The sequence below is a fragment of the Rheinheimera gaetbuli genome (genome assembly GCF_054781935.1).
The window spans coordinates 130,642-151,364 of record NZ_BAAGTL010000001.1 but is presented as its reverse complement, the minus strand read 5'-3'; the positions used below and the strand labels follow the sequence as shown (position 1 = coordinate 151,364).

The following is a 20,723-nucleotide window of genomic DNA, read 5'->3' as shown; positions in this document are numbered from 1 at the left end:
TACCCACACCAACGCGCCGTAAACCTGGTCCCCGGGGGCTCGATTCAGGTATCCATGCCGTCAACGGTTGGCTTAGGGTAAACCGATCCTCAGCCTGTGTTTGCAGTGATTTTTTTGCAGACATTTTTCGGCGCTTGCAGTAAAGTGAGCGCCATTTTCCGGCCGTTTTAGTAACCGCTGAAACCGTATGCAGAGTAGCAAGCGCATGACAGAATCCAGTAAACGCCAGGCAACCGCTTCAGAGGAAGCATTATGGCGCATTTTCACGGTGCCGGAAGCGCCCGACTCAACACTGAGTATTATTGAGCAGAATCTGTCGCAGAATCTGGCCGGTTTTTTGCGTGAAAGCATCGTGGCGGTAGAAAAACCGCTGTGGCAAATCGAGCGTGATTTTCAGGCGCATCATATTCCGCAAATGCCGAATTTTGTCTCAGATTACGCCGAAAGCCTGATGCAAAAGCTGGTGGCGCATTCGGTGCATACCGCAGCGCCAAGTTTTATCGGCCATATGACCTCTGCCTTGCCGTATTTTGTGTTGTCACTGTCAAAAATGATGGTGGGGCTAAACCAAAACCTGGTAAAAATTGAAACCTCCAAAGCTTTTACGCCAATGGAGCGTCAGGTGCTGGGCATGATGCACCATCTGGTGTACGGCGAGGGTGACGGCTTTTATAAAAAGTGGATGCACAGTGCCAACCATTCGTTGGGCGCGTTTTGCTCCGGCGGCACCATTGCCAACATTACCGCGCTGTGGATAGCACGTAACCGGCTGTTAAAAGCCGATGGCGACTTTAAAGGCATCGCCCGCGAAGGCCTGTTTAAGGCGATGAAACACTACGGCTATGACGGTTTAGCCATTTTGATTTCTGAACGTGGCCATTACTCCTTGGGTAAAGCCGCTGATGTGCTGGGCATTGGCCGTGAGTCGCTGATCGCGATTAAAACCGACGCCGACAATAAAATTGACACTGCCGCGCTGGCAGAAAAAATGGCAGAGCTTAAAGCTGCCAATATCCGCGTATTAGCTATTGTTGGCGTGGCTGGCACTACTGAAACCGGTAATGTTGACCCGTTAAATCAGTTGGCCGATTTAGCTGAGCAGTATCAGTGCCACTTCCATGTTGATGCCGCTTGGGGCGGTGCTACCTTGTTATCTAACAAGTATCGTCATCTGCTCTCTGGTATTGAGCGTGCCGATTCCGTCACTATAGATGCGCACAAGCAAATGTATGTGCCGATGGGCGCCGGCATGGTGGTGTTTAAACACCCCTCTGCGGCGCACGCCATTGAGCACCACGCCGAGTATATTCTGCGTAAAGGCTCAAAAGACTTAGGTAGTCAGACACTGGAAGGCTCGCGCCCCGGCATGGCAATGCTGGTGCATGCCTGCTTGCAGGTGATAGGCCGTGATGGCTATGAGATATTAATTAACCGCAGCCTGGAAAAAGCGCGTTATTTTGCCACCTTAATTGCGCACAATATTGATTTTGAGCTGATAACCGAACCGGAACTGTGCCTGCTAACCTACCGCTACGTGCCGGCGCAGGTGCAAAAAGCCATGGCCAACGCTACACCGGAACAACTGCAGCGTTTTAACGAGTTGCTAAACGGCTTAACGAAGTTTATTCAGAAACGTCAGCGTGAAGAGGGGAAATCCTTCGTGTCGCGTACGCGGTTAACCCCGGCGAAATATCAGCGCCAGGAAACTATCGTATTTCGCGTAGTATTGGCTAACCCGCTCACCACCGAGCAAATATTGCACGATGTACTGGTAGAGCAGGATCAGCTGGCGCAGTTGGATAAAGAGTTTTACCCCAAGCTGCTGCAACTGGCAAAAGAGGGGTAGTGTGATTCGCTGGGTTGGCAGCTTACTGTTTGCTCTGGCACTGCTAATGTGTGCCTGGTTGTGGTGGAGCAACGATGATTTAGCGGCAGCAGATGATTTACCAGCAGATAATATAGCGACACAGCAGGGCGTTGCAGGCAAAGACAATCAGGGCATTACTGCCGTAGCTGCTGTGAAAGAGCTTTCCAGTGACACCAATACGCGGGCTAACGATGCTCTTCAACCAGAGCCGCTCAGCGCTGAGACAGAAATCGGCGCCGAGCCGGCTCAGGCTAACGACGTAGAAGAGGCTTTCAGGTGTGACAAGCTGACCGAGCCTACTGAGCTGGCTGAGTTTGCCTTTGTTCAAAACTGGGTGGATAGCCATTTTTACACGCAAGATTTGTTTAACAGCCACTATGACCATCTGGCTCAACAGCAGTTATTAGAACAAGCGCAATCAGGCGATGTACTGGCTATGCGCACTCTGGGTCGAAACTACAGCTGGTACGCCAGCCATCAAAAATACACCAGGCCAGGCACAGCGGAATCAACTACTTTGGATCGCGAAGCGCTGGGCCAGGCCCGTTATTGGTTGCAGCAGGCTGCGCTGGCAGGCTATCTTGGCGGTTTTGTTGAAATGTCGATGACGTATTCAGCAGAAATCAGGCACCTGCTGAGGCTAGAGCAAAACGAAGCTGCAGATATCGATGCAGCTATTGCAGATATACATATTTTGATGCATGCCAATATTGCGCTGGGCCTGGAAGCGGTGCCGCTGCTGAAAAAGTTAGCACCGCATTTAGAGACGTCTATAAATGATGTTAAGCGCACACCAGAGCAACAGCAGCAATTTGAATATAGCTTTAGTGCTTTGTACCAGCGCTGGCAAACACAGCGTACTGAACGTGGCTTACCTGCGCAGATTGAGTTGGATGTACCTGAGGAAGTGTTACAATGGGCCGAATATAACAATGCCCATTTTAACTGCATAATCAAAGCGAACAGAGAAAAATAACGGTTTTGGCAACGCGCCATCGTAGCGGTGTAACAGCAACGCCTTTATCTGCTTATCAAGTTTGTTCTGTTGGATGCAACAGGCTATTATCAGGCGTTATTGTCACAGCAATGGATTGATTGTATGCGCTATCTGCTCGTTTTACTGCCATTATTTTTAAGTTTAACCGCCTGCCAGAGTGCTTATTATTCGGCGATGGAAAAAGTGGGCGTGCATAAACGCGATATTCTGGTCGACAGGGTAGAAGAAGCGCAGCAATCACAAGAAGAGGCGCAACAACAGTTTAAATCGGCGCTGGAACAGTTTAGCAGCCTGATTAAATTTGACGGCGGCGACTTGCAGCGCGTTTATGAAGCGACTGATAGCGAGTATCAAGCGTGTAGCAAAGCGGCGGAAGATGTAAGCAGCCGTATTAACAGCATAGAAGCGGTAGCGGATGCGTTGTTTGATGAATGGCAAGACGAGCTGGAGCAGTACAGCAATGCCAAATTAAAGCAAGACAGTGCCCGCAAACTTGTAAATACCCGTAAGCAATACACCAGTCTGCTAAAAACCATGCGCCGCGCTGAGCAAAGTATGCAGCCGGTATTGGCATCACTTAAAGACAATACCTTGTATTTAAAGCATAACTTAAATGCGAAGGCTATAGGCGCTTTGCAGGGCGAGTTTAACTCAGTGCAAAAAGATATTAACCGGCTTATCGCCGATATGAACAGCGCCATTGCTCAGTCTGAGCAATTTGTCGCTACGTTAAAACAATAACCGAAATCAGTCACAGAGGGCCAATGTATGTCAGGTCAGGGTTCCGGCGGTAATGTCATCGCCGCATTATGTAATATATTTATTCCTGGCTTAGGCCAGTTGGTGCAGGGGCGGATTTTAGCCGCTATCATGTTTTTTGTGGTTTGCGCTGTGGGCTATGCCACCTGGTGGCTGGTAATCCCGGCTATTATCGCGGCTATAGCGCACCTGTGGGCGATTATTGATGCAGCAAAATTTAGGCCTTACGCCTAAATTGCCAGCACTAAAACCAGCGCCAGCAGGCTAATTAGTAATGCCAGGCCGTAACATAGCAGTTTACTTGCCTGGCTAAAGCCGAATTTCAAATCGTGTAAGCCATGATGAATGCGGTGCGCGGCATGAAACAGCGGTAAACAGATCACTGCTCCGGTAAAGGCTAAGCCAGCTACGCCGAAGCCGCTTTGCAACAATGCCAGTATTTTATCGTATTGCAACCATGGCGAATTAAGCAGCCCCAGCGGCCACAACAGCCCCAGTGTTAGTATTACACCCGGCAGAAATACTGCAAAGCACACACCTCCTGCACTGAACAGGCCCCACCAAACCGGCTCATCTGAACGTTTCGGGCTGTTCATAAGCCGCCACCAAACAGTAATAACAAGCCCGCTGTAACCAGCAAGGTTGCCAGCCATTGGCCACTGATCATCAACCAGGCCGGTGCCAGCGGCATAACCCGCGGGAATAAGGCAAAAAACGTTTTGGCATGAAACAGGCTGGCTGCAAAAGCCAGAAAATTAAGTGCTACTACCCAGCTTTGTTGCATAAAGAGCTGAAAGCTCTGCCAATGCGCAGCTCCCTGCGTTAAGCAATACAGGCCATACAGCAGGCAACCAAGAAAAAACAGCAGCGGCAGCACAGTGGCTTCGCGCAGCATATACAGCCGGTAATAGTTATGTTTCAGCCACCAGCTGCGGCTAAGTTTGGGCTGATAAGGTTTACGCGCAGAAACGGGTGTGTGCATCGCCGTGCTCCTTAAGGTTTAAACATGCTGATAATAAAATCTTTCGCCGATTCCACCTTAGCCTGATTCACGGCCGCCGCGGGGTCGAGCTGTTTTGGGCAGACATCCGAGCAAAAGCCGACAAAGGTGCAGCCCCAGGCGCCGTTTTTTGTGTTTAACTGCGGCATGCGTGCGGCCTTGCCGTTGTCGCGGCTATCCAGGTTATAGCGCTGTGCCAGCGTAATAGCGGCCGGGCCCAAAAACTCCGGGTTTAAGCCAAACTGCGGGCAGGCCGAATAGCATAGGCCGCAATTAATACAGTTAGAAAATTGCTGATACTTTGCCAACTGCGCCGGCGTTTGTTTATGCGGCTCTGTGCCGCTGTAATCGTTAATCAGATAGGGTTTGACCGCCGACAAATGCGCCAGAAACTGTGTCATATCGACAATCAGGTCTTTCTCTACTGCGAAGTGTGCCAGCGGTTCAATCCGTATCTCACCGTGATAATCACGTAAAAAGGTTTTGCAGCCCAGTTTGGGTATGCCGTTAACCATCACGCCGCAGGAGCCGCAAATGGCCATCCGGCACGACCAGCGTAAGCCCAGTGTCGGGTCCAGTTGCTGCTGCACATACAACAGCGCATCCAGCACTGAGGTGGTGTGATCGCCAGGTACGGTAAAACATTGCTGCCGCGGCTCGTTGTCGTGCTCCGGATCATAGCGCTGCAGCAACAGTTGGTATTGTGTCATGGCTTGTCTCCTGTGCTGCCAGCCTTGTCACCTGCGCTGCCATAGCGCCGCTCAGCCGGTGGCAGGCTGGTAACAGTAACCTTCTGCCAGCTTAGCAGTGGCCGGGCATTGTGTTGATAATGCAGCAGACTGTGTTGTAAAAAGCCTTTGTCGTCGCGCGTTGTCATGCCGTTATCCAGCCGCTGATGCGCGCCGCGGGATTCAGTGCGTGCCTGTGCCGCAGTACAAATTGCCTCTGCCACATCCAGGCTAAAACCCAGCTCCAGGTATTGCGCCAGTTCACTGTTAAACACCTTACTGCGATCGGTTACCTTCAGCTTTTGATAACGTGTTTTTAGCTCAGTAAGGTGTTGCTGACATTGCTCAAGGCCGTTGGCATCACGATAGATGCCACAACCTTGCTCCATCGTCAGTGTCATAGCTTGTCGCAGCTGGCTGACACTGTCACCGTTATTTGTGCCAAAGCAGTTGCTTAGCCGCTGTTGCGTTAGCTGATACTGTGCCAGTAGTGCGCTGTCCGCAATGTGCTTAATCTTGCCGTTACGCGCATGGTGTGCTGCCTGCTCGCCGGCAACACGGCCAAATACCAGCAGTTCTGATAACGAATTTGACCCCAGCCGGTTGGCACCGTGCAAGCCGACCGAGGCGCATTCGCCCACAGCATACAAGCCCTGCAGTGTGCTGTGGCAGTTTATGTCGGTAGCAATGCCGCCCATGGTGTAATGTACTGCCGGGCGAATTGGAATGGCCGCCTGCGCCGGGTCAATATTGACATAGGCTTTGGCCAGCTCACAGATAAACGGCAGCCGCTGCTGTAAATGCGTACGGCTTAAGTGGCGTAAATCCAGATACACCACGGCATGGCCGTTATAGTCACCACAACGGCCGGCTTGCTGCTCGTGCCAGAATGCCTGCGATAGTTTGTCGCGCGGGCCCAATTCCATTTGTTTGTTTTCAGGCTGCCCCAACGGCGTTTCGGGGCCTAAGCCATAGTCCTGTAAATAGCGGTAGCCCTGGTTATTTAGCAGCACCGCGCCTTCACCGCGACAAGCCTCGGTAATTAATATACCTGAGCCCGGCAGGCCGGTAGGGTGATACTGCACAAACTCCATATCGCGCAGCGCCACACCGTGGCGATAGGCCAGCGCCATACCATCACCGGTAACAATGCCGCCGTTGGTATTGTAATGAAACACCCGACCGGCGCCGCCGGTGGCCAGGATCACGCTTTTTGCCTTGATCAGCACCAATTCGCCACTGTTGATTGCCAGCGCCAGCACGCCACAGATTTGGTTATCTTGCTGTATTAAGTCCAGCACAAAATATTCATCCAGCCGCTTAATTGCCGGGTACTTCAGGCTGGTTTGAAATAAGGTGTGTAAAATATGAAAGCCGGTTTTATCGGCGGCAAACCAGGTGCGCTCGGTTTTCATACCACCAAAACGGCGAACTTGCACTGAGCCGTCTTGTTTGCGGCTCCACGGGCAGCCCCAGTGTTCCAACTGCACCAATTCGCGATAAGCATGCTTTACAAAGAATTCGACCACGTCCTGTTCGGCCAGCCAATCGCTGCCGGATACCGTATCGTGAAAATGCGCCATTTCGCTATCGGCTGCCAGAGTAACGGCGGCGGCGCCCCCTTCAGCGGCGACAGTATGTGAGCGCATGGGATACACTTTTGACAATAACGTGATAGCCAGGCCAGCATCAGCTTCAGCCGCCGCTATCGCTGCGCGTAACCCTGCGCCACCCCCGCCAACAATGATGATATCTGTTTGCTGTATTTGCATCACAGTGCCTTATTTTCTATGCCGGCCCAGAGCAATCCTGCCAGCATTAACAGCGGATAGAGATGACACAGCAGTACATTCAGGCCCAGATAAGGCGTTAGTTGTTGGGGTTTATCAGCATAACGAAACAAGCCCGGCAGCAGTTTTATTACCAACGGCAGGCTGAGCAGTGCCAACAAAGATTGCCAGGGTAAAATGCCAACTGCCACTGCGGTCAGTAGCAACAGGTAGCTGAGTAACAGCAGCAGGGTATACACGCTGGCACTGCGACGTCGTCCGATAACGATAGGCAAGTGGCGCCGGCCCACGCGGCGGTCTGCGTCGGCATCCGGAAACTGGTTTAACAGCAACAGATTGCTAACCAGCAACAGCATAATAATAGCCAGCATCCAGGCGCTGGCGCTAATGCTGCCGGCCAGCACCCAGTAAGCGCCTAATGTCATAAACACACCAAAGCCTAGGCCTGGGGCCAGCAGGCATAGCAGTGGCCAACGGTTAACATACCGGGTGTAGGCATAAATCAGCAGTACGCCGGGAATGCCCAGTACTAAAGGTTGCCAGTGCAATTGGTAGCTAAGGTACAGGCCGCCGCCAATCGTCAACACCAGGCTGACGATTGCCAGAATTAAGGCGGCCGTGCTGGCAGCCGGATAACTTACAAGGGTGCCACTGCCACCGCTGAACGGCGTGCGTTCAGTGAGAAAATCCAGCCCCGATTTAAAGTCGAAGTATTCGTTAAAAGCATTTACGCTGATATGAGCGCTTAAACCTATCACTGTTACCAGGAAGAGTGTTCCGGCATCCGGAGTATGGCCAGCTTGCCAACTGGCTGTGGCTGCCAGAGCAATACAAACCAGCGTAAGGCTGAGAAAGTTAACTCTTGCCACGCCACAAAGTTGTTTTAGCAAAACCGTTATCCCCTAAACATATTTGCTACAGAGTATAGCCATCAGTAATGTTATAACTTGATCTGTGACATTTTTTCTGTCTTGATGTTGTAAATGATTAATCAATACATGTGGCTGCTACAACTTAGCTGCAGAGAGTTTAATCAACCCGCGGAAGGCATTATGACGACGGCGCAAAGCATTATTATGCTGATTTTACTGGTCACTATCGGCATGTTTTTATGGGGCCGTTGGCGCCACGATATGGTGGCGCTGGCTGCTTTGCTGGCGTGTGTCCTTGGTGGTGTTATCGAGCCTGCAATCGCTTTCAATGGCTTTGGTCATCCGGCAGTCATTACTGTGGCATGTGTGCTGGTGTTAAGTGCGGGCTTACAAAGCTCCGGTGCGGTGGACGTGCTTGCCCGCCATGCCATACCGAAAAATGCCGGCTTAATTGTGAGCATGGCGGCCCTGGTGGGGATGGGCGCGTTGCTATCGGGCTTTATGAACAACGTTGGGGCGTTGGCACTGCTTATGCCTGTGGCACTGCAGGTTGCCAACCGCCTTGAGGTGCCTCCCGGGCAGATACTGATGCCGCTGGCGTTCGGTACTATTTTGGGCGGTATGACAACCATGATTGGTACACCTCCCAATTTAATTGTCTCCGGATTTCGGGCACAGCAGGGTGGTTATGGATTTGGTATGTTCGATTTTACGCCGGTAGGTTTTGCCGTTGCATTGACTGGCTGCGTGTTTGTGGTGTTGGCCTGGCGCTTAGTGCCGGCGCGTAAGCAAGCCGATACTGAGGGCTTTGAAACCGGCGCTTATTTGACGGAGGCACGGGTAACAGAAAAAAGCAAAATTGCCGATAAGCGTTTATATGACATAGAAAATGAGTTTGATGATAGTGGCGCACAAATTGTCGGTCTTATCCGCAACAATGTAAAAATTAATGCACCCAGTGGCGGCCGTGTGATCCGCGCCGGCGACATTCTGGTGTTGGAAGCTGAGGTTGATTCGTTAGGCACAGTGTTGTCTGCTCTGGGTTTGGAGTTGGAAGAGTCTGTAACAGTGGAAAAAGTGGCTAAAAGTGAGCAAGACGATGCTGAAAACTTGCCCTCTGATCAGAAGGAAAATAGCCAGGCAGGCGCTTCCGGCGCAAAGGCAACGCCGGACAAGATACTGGATGCTAAGTCACAAAGCGGTGAGGATATCGTGCTGATGGAGTTGGTAGTGCGGCCGGAATCAAGTTTACAGGGGCGCTCTGCTACCAACATCATGCTGCGTTCGCGCTACAGTCTGAATTTGCTGGCAGTGTCGCGCGATGGCGCCCGGTCAAAGTCACGCTTACGCAATTTCAGGATGCAAGCGGGCGACTTATTATTACTGCAAGGAACCAGTGAAAGCGTGCTGGAATTTGCCAGTGATTATGGCTGCGTGCCACTGGCAAAAAGAGAGTTAAAAATTCCCGATAAGCGCCAGGCAACACTCGCTGCAATAATTATGTTGGCCGCGGTGGCTGGCGCTGCTTTTGGCTTGTTACCGGCGGCGATTTCTTTTGCCATGGGTGTGCTGGCGTCAATGGTGTTTAAAACGGTGCCGCCGCGCTCAGTGTACGCCGCGATAGATTGGCCGGTAATAGTACTGCTGGCCGCGTTAATTCCGGTTGCCGGGGCCATGGAAGCTACCGGCACTGCAGCGCTGATTGCTAGCATATTGATGGAATATGTCGCCAGAGGGAATGCGGTTGTTGCACTGGCCATGGTACTGATTATTACCATGTTTTTATCAGATTTAATGAACAACGCAGCAACGGCAGCCGTGATGTGCCCGATTGCTATTGGCGCTGCTATGTCGCTGAACGTTAATGCTGATTCGTTTCTGATGGCGGTAGCCATAGGCGCGTCGTGCGCATTTTTGACGCCGATAGGCCATCAGAACAATACCTTAATACTGGGGCCCGGCGGCTTTAAATTTGGTGACTATTGGCGGTTGGGGTTACCGCTGGAGTTATTAGTTATAGTTGTCGCCATGCCCTTACTGCTGGTGTTCTGGCCGTTATGACACTGGAAATTGCTCTGGTATTAATAATACTGGCCGCGGCACTGCTGCTGTTTGTTACCGGCTGGTTGCGGATGGATGTTGTCGCCTTACTGGTGTTATGTGTGCTGGCCTTGCTGGGGCTGGTGTCGCCGGCAGAAGCGGTCAGTGGCTTTAGCAACCCTGCGGTGATCACGGTTTGGGCCATGTTTATTATGAGTGAGGGTTTAACCCGCGCCGGCATTGCCGATGGTATTGGCCGTAGGATTATTCGTTTGTCCGGTAACAGTGAAACACAGATGATCGTGGTTATTATGCTGGTTGCCGGCGTGTTATCCGCGTTTATGAGTAATATCGGCGTGGTGGCATTATTGCTGCCGGTAACGGTAGAGGCCGCCAGACGCTGCGGTATATCGCCGGCCAAAGTATTAATGCCTATGGCATTTGGCGCCATGCTGGGTGGCTTAGTTACCTTAATTGGTACGCCACCTAATTTATTGGTCAGCATTGCACTGGAAAAAACCGGCCAGCGAGGATTTAACTTATTTGATTTTGCCCTGATTGGCTTGCCGGTATTATTAGCCGGCACCTTGTTTGTTGCCTTTATCGGCCGGCATCTGCTGCCTGATACCGATCCTGATCGTGCTAGTTTGACCGGCAGTAAAAACCTCAGTGAGCAATATGGCCTGCAAGAGCGGATCTTTGCTTTGCGTTTGCCAACGCCGTCTTTACTGGCCGGACACACGCTGGAAGAGTCGGGCCTGATTAACACTGCCGGCCTGATGGTTATTGCCCTGACAAGGGGCAATGAAACCTTTACCTTGCCATCCCGGCATACCGTACTTAAAGCCGGCGATATTGTGCTGGCTCAGGGCAAGTTCAGCCGCTTTGAACGGCTACGTAGCTGGAACTCGTTAACCATTGAGCGCGAAGCACCGTTATTACACGAAAAGCTATTGGCGGCCAGTGCCGTGGCTGAACTGGATGTTGCTGCTGACAGCAGTCTGGTAGGTGAAGTACTGCAGCATTATCGCTTTCGCGAGCATTATCAGCTGAACGTGTTGGCGATAAAGCGCGCCGGCCAAACATTGCGTACCCGGCTGACTGATATATCGCTGGCCGCTGGTGATAAAATTCTGGTGCAGGGCAGCCACAGTGCCGTGGATCAGATAAACAAGCACAGCGAGTTTAGTAACTTACAGTTATTGGGCGCAGATGAGATAAAGCAGCAGTATCAGCTGGAAGAGCGTTTGTTTGTGCTGGGCCTGCCCGCCGACAGTCCGCTGGTAGACAGCAGTTTTGCCGATAACCGGCTGGGGGACGCTTTTGACTTTCGGCTGCTGGGTTTATTCCGCCAGGGTGAGGTTATGCAGCAGTTTCACTCTGACGATAAATTGCAAGCCGGCGATTTATTGTTGATCCAGGGCCGCGAAGAGGACCTCGACATTCTACGCGGTTTTAAAGAGTTGCAGCGGCTGGACGATATGTCGCCCTATCTGGATTTACTCGCCAAAGGTAAACTGGAACTGGTAGAGGCCACGCTGCACCCACGTAGCAAATATATTGGTCAGAGCGTTAATGCACTGCAGCTGGACAAACGATACAAAGTCGAGGTGTCTGCTATTTGGCGTCAGGGGCGCGCTTATCGCTCTGCGCTGGGCAGTATGATACTGCAAGCCGGTGATGCGCTGTTAATTGTCGGCCCGCGCCCGCGGCTGGCAATGCTGACCGACAGCGAACATCTTATCGTGATGAACCCGGTGCAGGTAAAACCGGTTAATGTCAGTAAGGCCCCATTGGCAGCAGGGCTGATGGCATTGATGGTATTGCTAACCGTAACCGGCGTGTTGCCGGTTTATTTGGCTGCTGTTCTGGCGGCAACATTAATGGTAGCCAGCCGTTGCTTAACCATGGAGCAAGCTTATGCTGCCATCGACTGGCGCTCAATTTTCCTCATCGCCGGTATGCTGCCGCTGGGGTTGGCAATGCAGCACTCCGGTACCGCGGCCTGGCTAGCGGATGGAGTGCAGGCAGGGTTAGGCCAATTTGGCCCGTTGGCGGTAATGGCGGGCTTATACCTGGTTACAGCGCTTGGCACCCTGGTGGTACCCACCGTGGCGCTGGTGTTGATTATGGCGCCAATTGGTCTGCTGTTAAGTACGGCACTTGGCGTCAGTGGTCACAGTGCCATGATGGTGGTGGCGGTAGCGGCCACCAGTTTAGCCAGCCCGGTGTCACACGCCGCCAATACACTGGTAATGGGGCCGGGCGGCTATCGTTTTGTCGATTATTTAAAAGTCGGCGGGCCGTTAAGCCTGCTGCTGTTTATTATTACCATGGCCTTATTGCCGCTATTTTGGCCGCTAACGGCGCCTTAGCGGCCACAGGGGTTACAACATAGTTTTTAATACGTTGTCCTTGCGAATAAAATGGTGGTGCAGAGCCGCGCCAACATGCAGTGCTATTACGGCTGTTAGTGCTATGGCCAGCCAGCCATGCAGTTCACGAAACAGCGCATAATAGTAAATATCAACCTGCAATGCGGCCGGTAGACGAAACCAGCCAAACACCTCTATCGGTCTGGCGGCAAAATATTGCATTAAATAGCCGGAAACGGGCATAACGAACAGCAAGCTATACAACAGCCAATGTGACGCCGTGGCCGCTGTTTTTTGTAACGCGGATAAGCCGTCAGGTAGGGCGGGTAGCTGGTGTCGCATGCGGTTAAGCAGCCGCACGGCGACCAGAACTACAGCCATCACCCCAAATACTTTATGGAAGGTGATGATGGTCAGTTGCCAGGGCTCAAGTGAGCGGATCATTAACAGGCCTGCGGCCAGCATTGACAAAACCAGCGCCGCCATACCCCAGTGCAATACCCGCATGGACAACGAAAACTGTGCCGGCTTACTCATTGCCACTCTCCTGTAACGCACCTTGAAGCTGCTCTTTTGCCCGGCGTCGGTAGGATTCTGCATAGGCTGCAGAACGCGCCCGCAGAATAGGGTCGGCGGTTGCGGTAATACCAGTAGGTAATACCAGCGGATCAAAATTTATAGCGTGACAGTCGCCATCAAGTTGCGCTTTGGTGCCGGTAAGGACTATTTGTCCGGCAGAGATCTGTGGGCGGCTTGCAGGCCATGCTTTGGTTGAATTAGTTTCATCATCTGCGGCATCTGCCAGGGTAAACACCCAATCGAATACCACCTGATCAGCCGCAATCCGCGTGGCTATTTCCTGTTGCAGCGCATCATCACCCTGCAGGTTGCCCGCGGTTACTGATTCGGTTGGCTGCATTGCCCAACGGACCGCTTGTTGATCGCCGTCGCCGTTAACCAAATAAAAAGCGTTAATACTGTGATAGGTTTCAGCAGCGAAGCTACCGGTAGCCTGGTACTGGGCTGCCCAGGCCAGAAATTCTTTACTTTCAGGATGCTGCGCAAAAAATTGTTTTATTGCTGCAGGGCCGGCCTGAATGGCCTGTATTTGCCGATAAAAGCTATGCGGATCGGCAACTGCCATTACCGGTGGCGTATTCATTGCCAGCCGCCATTGCTCAGTGCGGCTGAGGCTGAAACTTAATGCCAGGCTGCGCACCGGCGCTTTTAAATCGGGGGCGGTAGGGTTATTGCCGGCGATGGATAAACGGCCAACAAAGGGCGTAGCGCCAGGCTGAAACAAGCTGGCTTTACTGTAACGTTCCAGATTACCGTTTGATCTGAACTCGCCACTGACGCAGAGGCCTTTAGCATGGGCGCGGCGAAAGCCTGCAAAAGCTGTGTTGCCTTGCTGTAAGTCGACAAACTGCTGCGCCGAAACCCTCGGAGGGGTTTGCGCACTTAAGCCAATTGCCGGTAATAGTAATAGTGCTAAATACAGATGCGTCATAAGAAAATACTCGTTATGGCTTTTATCTTCGGCTGAAGACAGGCCGGAAAAACACTACCAGCCCACAAGGACCGGTAGTGTGAGTATTATCTTTCAACAACTAAAACTTATAGCTCCAGATTGTCAATCAGGCGGGTGGTACCTAATCTGGCGGCAGCCAGGATCACTTTGGGCTCGTTTGCATCAAGCGCCGGCAGCAGGCTGTGTTGATTGCTGATATTAACGTAATCAGGCACAAAACCCGCTGCGCTCAGCAGCTGTTTAGCCTGTTGCTCCAGTGCCCGGTAGTCGTGGTTGCCAGCATCAATGCCGGCTTTAAGCTGTTGCAATATCTTATACAGCGCCGGCGCTTTGGCGCGCTGCTCTGCACTTAGATAGCCATTGCGTGAACTCAGCGCCAGGCCATCTGCTGCGCGCTCGGTTGGTACACCGATAATCTCAATTGGCAGGGATAAATCGGTAACCATTTGGCGGATAATCGCCAGTTGCTGATAATCCTTCTGGCCAAAACAGGCAATATCCGGTTGCACCAGGTTAAACAGCTTACAAACAATGGTGGATACGCCACGGAAATGGCCGGCACGGCTGGCACCGCAGTGCAGATCGCCCAGCAGCGGTACGTCAACATAGCTTTGTACGTCCAGGCCGCGCGGGTATATCAGCTCCGGCGTTGGCGTAAATACCGCATCGGCGCCGTGGGCGGTTAAACCGGCGCAATCGGCCTCCAGCGTACGCGGATAGCTGTCGAGATCTTCGTTTTTGCCAAACTGCATCGGGTTAACGAAGATGCTGACAATAACGCGATCCGCGCGGCTTTTGGCAATATCAACCAGCTTTAAGTGGCCATTGTGCAGGTTGCCCATGGTGGGCACAAAGGCAATGCGCTCGCCGTTTTGGCGCCAGCCACTTATTTGAGCCCGTAGGGCCGGAACAGAACTAATGATCTTCATCGGGCTTAAAAACTGTGTTCGCTGGCAGGAAAGGTCTGGCTTTTCACTTCGCTGACATAAGCAGCAATAGCGCTTCTTATCTCACCGGTTTGCGCCAGATAGTTTTTAGAAAATTTCGGAATATAGCCGCTGCTAATGCCGAGTAAGTCGTGCATTACCAGCACCTGACCGTCGGTAACGTTGCCGGCACCAATACCAATAACCGGAATGGTTAACGCATCTGTGATGCGTTTGGCTAGAGCTGTAGGTATGCATTCCACTACCAGCAATTGTGCACCGGCATCTTGCAAGGCTTTAGCTTGCGCCAGCATCGCATCGGCGGCGGCATCGGTTTTGCCCTGCACTTTGTAGCCACCTAAAATATGCACCGACTGCGGTGTTAACCCCAGGTGGCCGCATACCGGTACGCCGCGTTCGGTCAGCGCTTTTACCGTAGGCAGTAAAAAGTCGCCGCCTTCAAGTTTTACCATATTGGCACCGGCTTGCATCAGTGGCACCACACTTTGCAGCGCTTGTTCCAGCGTACCGTAGCTCATAAACGGCATATCGGCGACAACAAAGGCATCCGGCGCACCGGCGCGCACGGCGCGGGTATGGTAGGCAATATCACTGATAGTGACCGGCAGAGTATCGCCGTGGCCTTGCAGTACCATCCCTAAGGAGTCACCAATCAACAGCACGTCGACGCCTTGTTCGGCAAATAACTTAGCAAAGCTGGCATCATAGGCCGTCAGCATAGTGATCTTGTCACTTTGCTGCTTCATTTTCTGTAATACGGCAGTGGTGATCTTAGCCATAATCTTCTCATCCGACCATTAACGCAGGACGCGCAAGATCGCACAAAGTGCGATTAGCTGCAACTGCTGTGAAGTTTTTGCAGGCCGTTAAGCGGTACCTGCGCCAGTAAAGAGGATAATACAGTACCGTCTGGCAGGCTAAGCTGTGGCGCAATATCAAACAGGGGATACAGCACAAATTCGCGTACGCGCAGGCCGTAATGCGGCACCGTTAAACGCTCAGTGGCAATAACCTGATTACCGTAAAGCAGAATATCCAAATCCAGCGTACGCGCACCCCAACGCTCTGCTTTGCGTGTGCGGCCCTGTTGTTGCTCTATCTGCTGCAATGCATCCAGTAACTGCTCTGCACTCAGCGTAGTATCGATAGCGGCAACGGCATTAACGTAATCCGGCTGGTCTTGCGGCCCCATTGGTTTTGAGCCGTAAAAGCCAGACACCGCCACCAGCGAGCTGTGCGGCAACTGCTTAAGCGCAGCCACCGCATGCTGCAATTGCGCTAATGGTTGCTCAAGATTGGCACCTAAACCGATATAACAGCGTTGCGGCGTCATTGCCCGGCCGTTGGCTTGCGTTTATAAGTACGCCGGCGCCGCGGACCTTTGTCGACACCCTCTTTGCCCAGCTGATTGATCAACCGTAGCCGCTCAGCTTCATCGGCGAACTGAAAACTGTCCCACCATTGGGCCAACTCTGTAAGATTGCCGCCTTCTGCACGGGCACGCAGTTGCAAAAAGTCAAAGGCACCACGAAATTTAGGTTGCTCGAGTAACTTAAAGGCGCGACGGCCGGCACGTTTAGTTAAACGGCTTTGCAGCGCCCAGATATCACGCATGGCCAGGGTAAAACGTTTCGGGATAGCAATGGTACGCTGGATATCGTCCAGTACTTCAGTCATAGCGATATTCAGCGCGTCAATTTCACTTAAGCCGTCGATCATCAGCGCCTGAGCACGTACTTCAACCGGATACCAAAGTAGGGCGGCGAAAATAAACGCCGGTGTTACAGGCTTATCCGCCGCCACACGCTCATCGGTGTTTTGCAGTGCCTGTGTTGCTAGTGTAAAGGCTTTGCCTTCCGGTTCTTGTTTTAGCAATTTATCGAGTTGTGGTAACAGTTGCTTTAGCACTCTGGTGTCGCGCATCAGCATAAAATTGTCAAAGGCTTTACCGGCCAGCAGCATTTTAACTAATTCGTCAAACAGACGCGGGGCGGGCACATTTTTCAGCAAGGCCGCCAGTTGCGGTATCGGTTCTGCGGCGGCGGCGGAGATTTGCATGTTTAACTTGGTAGCAAAACGAATGGCGCGCAAAATACGCACCGGGTCTTCACGATAACGTGTTTCCGGATCACCAATCAGTTCAATTTTGCGCTCGCTAATAGCTTGCATGCCATTGGCAAAATCATACACGGCGAAGTCGTTCACTGAGTAATAGAGTGCATTTAAGGTGAAATCACGTCGCTCCGCGTCTTCCTCAATAGTGCCATAGACGTTATCGCGTAGGATCTGACCATGATCGCTTAAACTGGCAGTTTTTAACTTCGGTGCGGTATCGTCTTCATCTTCGCTACCACTGTGGTGGCCACGAAAAGTGGCGACTTCAATAATTTCCCGGCCAAATACCACGTGCGCTAAACGAAAGCGCCGGCCGATTAAGCGGCAATTACGAAATACCTGCTTTACCTGCTCAGGTTTGGCATTGGTTACCACGTCAAAATCTTTTGGTTGAATGCCCATCAGTAAATCGCGGATGCAACCACCAACCAAATACGCATCGAAGCCGGCATCTTTTAGACGATACAACACTTTTAACGCATTCGGGCTGATATCTTTGCGTGAAATACCGTGCTTGTCGCGGCCTATGCGCACCACGTCTGGCAGCCGGCTTGCACCAGGCGCGCTGTGGTTGCGCCGCTCTGACGCAGTGCTCTGCTTATGCTGCGGTTTCACCGTGTTAGCCTTAAGGGCTTTGTTGGGTTTGGTTTTACCACCAAAGGTGCGGCGGCAAAAATCTAACACTCGCGAAATAATGGTTATTCTCCTGACAAATATTGCGGTTGCCGGTGCCAAATTGTGGCACTGAAAAAAACGGCTAATAATACCGCAGCTGCAATAAAAAAAGAACGCAACACCGCTGGGTTCTTAACGAAATTCTGTGCTGATTATTTCCAGCTGCGCGGGTAGCTTATTAAGCTGCCAGTGCGATATGGCCCAACTTAACTGCTCTTGCACCGGCGCCAGTTGTAGCTCCGCGGGTGGCGTATGATTAAGAAAGCTCAACACTCTGGTCAGCATTTCCCGCGCTGGCCACTGCATTACCGCTGAGGCATGGTTTTGCTTGCTAAGCTTAAAACCGGGTTTGGTCACCGCCAGTGGCAAATGGCCATACTGTGGCGGTTTAGCACCTAAAAGCTGACATAGTGCCTGTTGCCGGGGTGTCATTTGCAGTAAATCTGCACCGCGGATCACCTGCGTGATACCCTGATCGATGTCGTCAACTACAACCACCAGCTGATAAGCGAACAAACCGTCGCGGCGGCGCACTATATAGTCTTCTTGCGCCAGCGCACTATCAACACGTTGATGGCCAAACACTAAGTCATCAAATGCTGTTGCAACATTGCTGCTTTTCAACCGCCATGCCAAGGGTTCGCTGCTTAGCTGAAATTTGGCACAATGGCTATTGTACACACCGCCCATGTCGCTTATTTGTTTACGGCTGCACGTGCAACCATAGATCAATTGTTGCCGTTTTAGTTGCTGTAAAATGTGCTGGTAACGCTCTAATCGCTGGCTTTGGTAAAGTACAGTGTCATCCCAATGTAAACCAAATTGTTCTAGTGTATGCAGGATATTGCTGTCTGCACCGGCGACCATGCGAGGGCTATCGATGTCTTCCATACGCACCAGCCACTTACCGTGTTGGCTTTTAGCCTGCAGATAGCTGCCAACAGCAGCAATAAGGGAACCGAAATGAAGCGGGCCGGAAGGCGATGGCGCAAACCGGCCGATGTAGCAAGGCAGTGCAACGGGCATCTTAGCCGCCCAGTTGCTTTTCCTTGATTTCTGCAAGGGTTTTGCAGTCGATACACATATCTGCAGTCGGACGGGCTTCTAAGCGTTTTATGCCAATCTCAATGCCACAGGTATCGCAAAAACCAAAGTCTTCGTCTTCAATTTTCTGCAGTGTTTTTTCAATTTTCTTCAGCAGTTTGCGCTCACGGTCACGGGCACGTAATTCCAGGCTGAATTCTTCTTCCTGAGCGGCACGATCTACCGGATCCGGGAAGTTAGCAGCTTCATCTGCCATGTGGTTTTTGGTGCGGTCAACTTCTTCGCGCAACTGCTGACGCCAGGCGTCAAGAATGCGGCGGAAATGCTCCAGTTGCTTCGGGTTCATGTACTCTTCCCCGACAGCTTCCTGATATGGCGCTACGCCTGCAAGGGCCAGTAAACCCAGCGTTTTGGTAGTATTGCCCTCTGGCATAATCATCTCCTGTAAAATGCCCAGCAAAAATATGGCGGCTATAGATAGCAGAATATTGCCGGCATCGCAATCAGATTTAAAAAGACGCGGCAGTATACAGAGCTCTTATAATTACGTCATCTGTTTTCGGCAAATGCGCTAAACGCGCGTTATTCATTCGTTAAGGGGGTTATTTGGTGGGGGGGAGCTTATGATACACTGCCCGATATCACCCTTTACCCTAACGACCAATTATACAGGGGCCAGTATGACAGACGTTGTACAAATTACACTACAGGCAGCAGCAGCAGAAGAAAAGTGGGGCAAGGCTTTGTTTACGCCAACCCGCAATGGTTATCAAATCCATCTGAACACTAATGATACACAGCGCAGTGTGCAAAGGGCTGCCCGCAGTCTGGATAGCTTGGGGCTTACGCAGGTAGAGCTGAGTGGTGAGCACTGGACACTGCCGTTGCAGTGGGCGTTTTATCAGGGCTATTGTTCGGCGAAAAAACCAGGTGGTGTTAGTTTTTGTGGTGATGCTGCAACCCTAACCGAGCTGACACAGTTGGAGCGCTGTTTTAGCTGGGCAAAAGATCTGGTTAATCAGACACCGGATCAGTTGTATCCGCAGGCATTGGCACAACACGCTGTTGCCTTTATTAACAGTGTTGCGGCGCCTGGCAGCGTTACGAGTAAGATTTTGCTTGATGATGCGTTATTGTCTGCTGGCTGGCATGGTTTACATGCCGTAGGGCGTGGCAGCGATAGAAAACCTGCGATGTTAGTGCTGGATTATAACCCCTCAGGCAACGACGATGCGCCAGTTGCTGCCGCACTGGTAGGTAAGGGGATTACGTTTGACAGCGGTGGATACTCAATTAAAGCCACCGAAGGCATGCTTGGCATGAAATGCGATATGGGCGGTGCTGCTACCGTTACTGCTGCTTTGGCGCTGGCTATTTTGCAGGGTCTGAATAAAAGAGTGCAGCTGATTTTATGCTGTGCCGAAAATCTTATCAGTGGTCACGCTTATAAACTGGGCGATATTATTACCTATAAAAATGGAATCACGGTCGAGGTTGTTAACACTGACGCTGAAGGACGCCTGGTACTGGCCGACGGCCTGATGTGTGCTGCAGAAACCGGTGCAGGCCTGATAATAGATGCCGCTACACTTACCGGCGCCGCCATGATAGCTGTCGGGGCAGAATACAATGCCTTGTTTGCATTAGATAAACCGCTGGCGCAAAAGGCGTTAGCCTATGCTGAGCAAGTAGAGGAGCCTACCTGGCAGTTACCGCTGGAGTTATGGCACCAACAACAATGTCCGTCACCCTTTGCAGATACAGCCAACAGCAAACCTGTGAAAGGTGGTGGCGCCGGCGGTGCCAGTAACGCGGCGGGTTTTTTAAGTCGTTTTGTGCCTAAAAATGGTGCGGGCTGGCTGCACTTTGATCTTGCCGCAGCCTATAACAGCAGCAACACTGCTTACTGGGCGGCAGGGGCAACAGGGCAAGGTATTCGCACCATATGCGCGACACTACTTGGTGAAGTATAAAACGCTTGCT

Annotated in this window: 20 protein-coding genes; 7 read left to right on the top strand and 13 right to left on the bottom strand. The window is 51.9% G+C overall.

Annotated features, from left to right (window positions below; translation table 11 throughout):
- The first annotated feature begins 205 nt into the window (after positions 1-205).
- The 4 genes from panP (at position 206) to ACYVIC_RS00650 (ending at position 3,857) form a co-directional block, all read left to right on the top strand.
- Positions 206-1,846: a pyridoxal-dependent aspartate 1-decarboxylase PanP gene (panP, locus tag ACYVIC_RS00665; protein ID WP_460856345.1), complete on the top strand. Its 1,641-nt coding sequence runs from the start codon at positions 206-208 to the stop codon at positions 1,844-1,846.
- A 1-nt stretch (position 1,847) separates the two neighbouring features.
- A complete protein-coding gene (locus ACYVIC_RS00660) occupies positions 1,848-2,843 on the top strand; it encodes a hypothetical protein (protein ID WP_460856343.1) in 996 nt (331 codons plus the stop codon).
- Positions 2,844-2,966: 123 nt separating this feature from the next.
- Positions 2,967-3,605, top strand: a complete 639-nt coding sequence (locus ACYVIC_RS00655) for a DUF2959 domain-containing protein (protein WP_460856341.1) — start codon at positions 2,967-2,969, stop codon at positions 3,603-3,605.
- Between the two features lie 27 nt (positions 3,606-3,632).
- Positions 3,633-3,857 (top strand): hypothetical protein, encoded by a 225-nt coding sequence (locus tag ACYVIC_RS00650; RefSeq protein WP_460856339.1) that lies wholly within the window; start codon positions 3,633-3,635, stop codon positions 3,855-3,857.
- Here ACYVIC_RS00650 and frdD read toward each other — a convergent pair.
- Genes frdD through ACYVIC_RS00625 form a run of 5 tightly spaced genes read right to left on the bottom strand, consistent with a single transcriptional unit; the run spans position 3,854 to position 8,031 of the window.
- Positions 3,854-4,219: a fumarate reductase subunit FrdD gene (gene frdD, locus ACYVIC_RS00645; RefSeq protein ID WP_460856337.1), complete on the bottom strand. Its 366-nt coding sequence runs from the start codon at positions 4,217-4,219 to the stop codon at positions 3,854-3,856. The genes ACYVIC_RS00650 and frdD overlap by 4 nt on opposite strands.
- Positions 4,216-4,605 (bottom strand): fumarate reductase subunit C, encoded by a 390-nt coding sequence (locus ACYVIC_RS00640; protein ID WP_460856336.1) that lies wholly within the window; start codon positions 4,603-4,605, stop codon positions 4,216-4,218. Before ACYVIC_RS00640 ends, frdD begins: the two co-directional genes overlap by 4 nt.
- 11 nt (positions 4,606-4,616) lie before the next feature.
- Positions 4,617-5,333 carry a succinate dehydrogenase/fumarate reductase iron-sulfur subunit gene (locus tag ACYVIC_RS00635; protein ID WP_460856334.1) on the bottom strand — a complete coding sequence of 239 codons (717 nt, stop codon included), beginning with the start codon at positions 5,331-5,333 and terminating at the stop codon, positions 4,617-4,619.
- Positions 5,330-7,123 (bottom strand): fumarate reductase (quinol) flavoprotein subunit, encoded by a 1,794-nt coding sequence (gene frdA, locus ACYVIC_RS00630; protein ID WP_460856332.1) that lies wholly within the window; start codon positions 7,121-7,123, stop codon positions 5,330-5,332. The genes ACYVIC_RS00635 and frdA overlap by 4 nt, the downstream gene beginning before the upstream one ends.
- Positions 7,123-8,031: a prenyltransferase gene (locus tag ACYVIC_RS00625; protein ID WP_460856330.1), complete on the bottom strand. Its 909-nt coding sequence runs from the start codon at positions 8,029-8,031 to the stop codon at positions 7,123-7,125. The genes frdA and ACYVIC_RS00625 overlap by 1 nt, the downstream gene beginning before the upstream one ends.
- A gap of 93 nt (positions 8,032-8,124) precedes the next feature.
- Here ACYVIC_RS00625 and ACYVIC_RS00620 point away from each other — a divergent pair, with 93 nt between their 5' ends.
- Together ACYVIC_RS00620 and ACYVIC_RS00615 are read left to right on the top strand one after the other, a co-directional pair.
- Positions 8,125-10,074 (top strand): SLC13 family permease, encoded by a 1,950-nt coding sequence (locus ACYVIC_RS00620; RefSeq protein WP_460856328.1) that lies wholly within the window; start codon positions 8,125-8,127, stop codon positions 10,072-10,074.
- A complete protein-coding gene (locus tag ACYVIC_RS00615) occupies positions 10,071-12,428 on the top strand; it encodes an SLC13 family permease (protein WP_460856326.1) in 2,358 nt (785 codons plus the stop codon). The genes ACYVIC_RS00620 and ACYVIC_RS00615 overlap by 4 nt, the downstream gene beginning before the upstream one ends.
- 12 nt (positions 12,429-12,440) lie before the next feature.
- On the opposite strand, the gene ACYVIC_RS00610 is transcribed toward ACYVIC_RS00615, so the two are convergent.
- The 8 genes from ACYVIC_RS00610 to dksA form a co-directional block, all read right to left on the bottom strand.
- Positions 12,441-12,965: a cytochrome b gene (locus tag ACYVIC_RS00610; protein ID WP_460856324.1), complete on the bottom strand. Its 525-nt coding sequence runs from the start codon at positions 12,963-12,965 to the stop codon at positions 12,441-12,443.
- Entirely contained in the window at positions 12,958-13,938 is a 981-nt protein-coding gene (locus tag ACYVIC_RS00605) for a catalase family peroxidase (protein WP_460856322.1), read from the bottom strand. Before ACYVIC_RS00605 ends, ACYVIC_RS00610 begins: the two co-directional genes overlap by 8 nt.
- A 107-nt stretch (positions 13,939-14,045) precedes the next feature.
- Entirely contained in the window at positions 14,046-14,888 is an 843-nt protein-coding gene (gene panC, locus ACYVIC_RS00600) for a pantoate--beta-alanine ligase (RefSeq protein ID WP_460856320.1), read from the bottom strand.
- A 5-nt stretch (positions 14,889-14,893) separates the two neighbouring features.
- Entirely contained in the window at positions 14,894-15,685 is a 792-nt protein-coding gene (gene panB, locus ACYVIC_RS00595; protein ID WP_460856318.1) for a 3-methyl-2-oxobutanoate hydroxymethyltransferase, read from the bottom strand.
- A 53-nt stretch (positions 15,686-15,738) separates the two neighbouring features.
- Complete coding sequence (gene folK, locus ACYVIC_RS00590; protein WP_460856317.1) at positions 15,739-16,239, bottom strand: 2-amino-4-hydroxy-6-hydroxymethyldihydropteridine diphosphokinase; 501 nt, start codon at positions 16,237-16,239, stop codon at positions 15,739-15,741.
- Positions 16,236-17,636: a polynucleotide adenylyltransferase PcnB gene (gene pcnB / locus ACYVIC_RS00585; protein WP_460856315.1), complete on the bottom strand. Its 1,401-nt coding sequence runs from the start codon at positions 17,634-17,636 to the stop codon at positions 16,236-16,238. The genes folK and pcnB overlap by 4 nt, the downstream gene beginning before the upstream one ends.
- A gap of 192 nt (positions 17,637-17,828) precedes the next feature.
- Positions 17,829-18,722 carry a tRNA glutamyl-Q(34) synthetase GluQRS gene (gluQRS, locus tag ACYVIC_RS00580; RefSeq protein ID WP_460856312.1) on the bottom strand — a complete coding sequence of 298 codons (894 nt, stop codon included), beginning with the start codon at positions 18,720-18,722 and terminating at the stop codon, positions 17,829-17,831.
- Between the two features lies 1 nt (position 18,723).
- Complete coding sequence (gene dksA / locus ACYVIC_RS00575; protein ID WP_068232704.1) at positions 18,724-19,173, bottom strand: RNA polymerase-binding protein DksA; 450 nt, start codon at positions 19,171-19,173, stop codon at positions 18,724-18,726.
- 247 nt (positions 19,174-19,420) lie between these two features.
- On the opposite strand from dksA, the gene pepB reads away from it, so the two are divergent.
- Positions 19,421-20,713, top strand: a complete 1,293-nt coding sequence (gene pepB / locus ACYVIC_RS00570; RefSeq protein ID WP_460856310.1) for an aminopeptidase PepB — start codon at positions 19,421-19,423, stop codon at positions 20,711-20,713.
- The last annotated feature ends 10 nt before the right edge of the window (positions 20,714-20,723 follow it).

What these genes read in the sequence shown, in the direction of transcription:
- panP (WP_460856345.1), top strand. Translation starts at nt 206, where the DNA reads ATGACAGAATCCAGTAAACGCCAGGCAACCGCTTCAGAGGAAGCATTA.
- ACYVIC_RS00655 (WP_460856341.1), top strand. Translation starts at nt 2,967, where the DNA reads ATGCGCTATCTGCTCGTTTTACTGCCATTATTTTTAAGTTTAACCGCC.
- ACYVIC_RS00650 (WP_460856339.1), top strand. Translation starts at nt 3,633, where the DNA reads ATGTCAGGTCAGGGTTCCGGCGGTAATGTCATCGCCGCATTATGTAAT.
- frdD (WP_460856337.1), bottom strand. Translation starts at nt 4,219, where the DNA reads ATGAACAGCCCGAAACGTTCAGATGAGCCGGTTTGGTGGGGCCTGTTC.
- ACYVIC_RS00640 (WP_460856336.1), bottom strand. Translation starts at nt 4,605, where the DNA reads ATGCACACACCCGTTTCTGCGCGTAAACCTTATCAGCCCAAACTTAGC.
- ACYVIC_RS00635 (WP_460856334.1), bottom strand. Translation starts at nt 5,333, where the DNA reads ATGACACAATACCAACTGTTGCTGCAGCGCTATGATCCGGAGCACGAC.
- frdA (WP_460856332.1), bottom strand. Translation starts at nt 7,123, where the DNA reads ATGCAAATACAGCAAACAGATATCATCATTGTTGGCGGGGGTGGCGCA.
- ACYVIC_RS00620 (WP_460856328.1), top strand. Translation starts at nt 8,125, where the DNA reads ATGATTAATCAATACATGTGGCTGCTACAACTTAGCTGCAGAGAGTTT.
- ACYVIC_RS00615 (WP_460856326.1), top strand. Translation starts at nt 10,071, where the DNA reads ATGACACTGGAAATTGCTCTGGTATTAATAATACTGGCCGCGGCACTG.
- ACYVIC_RS00610 (WP_460856324.1), bottom strand. Translation starts at nt 12,965, where the DNA reads ATGAGTAAGCCGGCACAGTTTTCGTTGTCCATGCGGGTATTGCACTGG.
- ACYVIC_RS00605 (WP_460856322.1), bottom strand. Translation starts at nt 13,938, where the DNA reads ATGACGCATCTGTATTTAGCACTATTACTATTACCGGCAATTGGCTTA.
- panC (WP_460856320.1), bottom strand. Translation starts at nt 14,888, where the DNA reads ATGAAGATCATTAGTTCTGTTCCGGCCCTACGGGCTCAAATAAGTGGC.
- panB (WP_460856318.1), bottom strand. Translation starts at nt 15,685, where the DNA reads ATGGCTAAGATCACCACTGCCGTATTACAGAAAATGAAGCAGCAAAGT.
- folK (WP_460856317.1), bottom strand. Translation starts at nt 16,239, where the DNA reads ATGACGCCGCAACGCTGTTATATCGGTTTAGGTGCCAATCTTGAGCAA.
- gluQRS (WP_460856312.1), bottom strand. Translation starts at nt 18,722, where the DNA reads ATGCCCGTTGCACTGCCTTGCTACATCGGCCGGTTTGCGCCATCGCCT.
- dksA (WP_068232704.1), bottom strand. Translation starts at nt 19,173, where the DNA reads ATGCCAGAGGGCAATACTACCAAAACGCTGGGTTTACTGGCCCTTGCA.
- pepB (WP_460856310.1), top strand. Translation starts at nt 19,421, where the DNA reads ATGACAGACGTTGTACAAATTACACTACAGGCAGCAGCAGCAGAAGAA.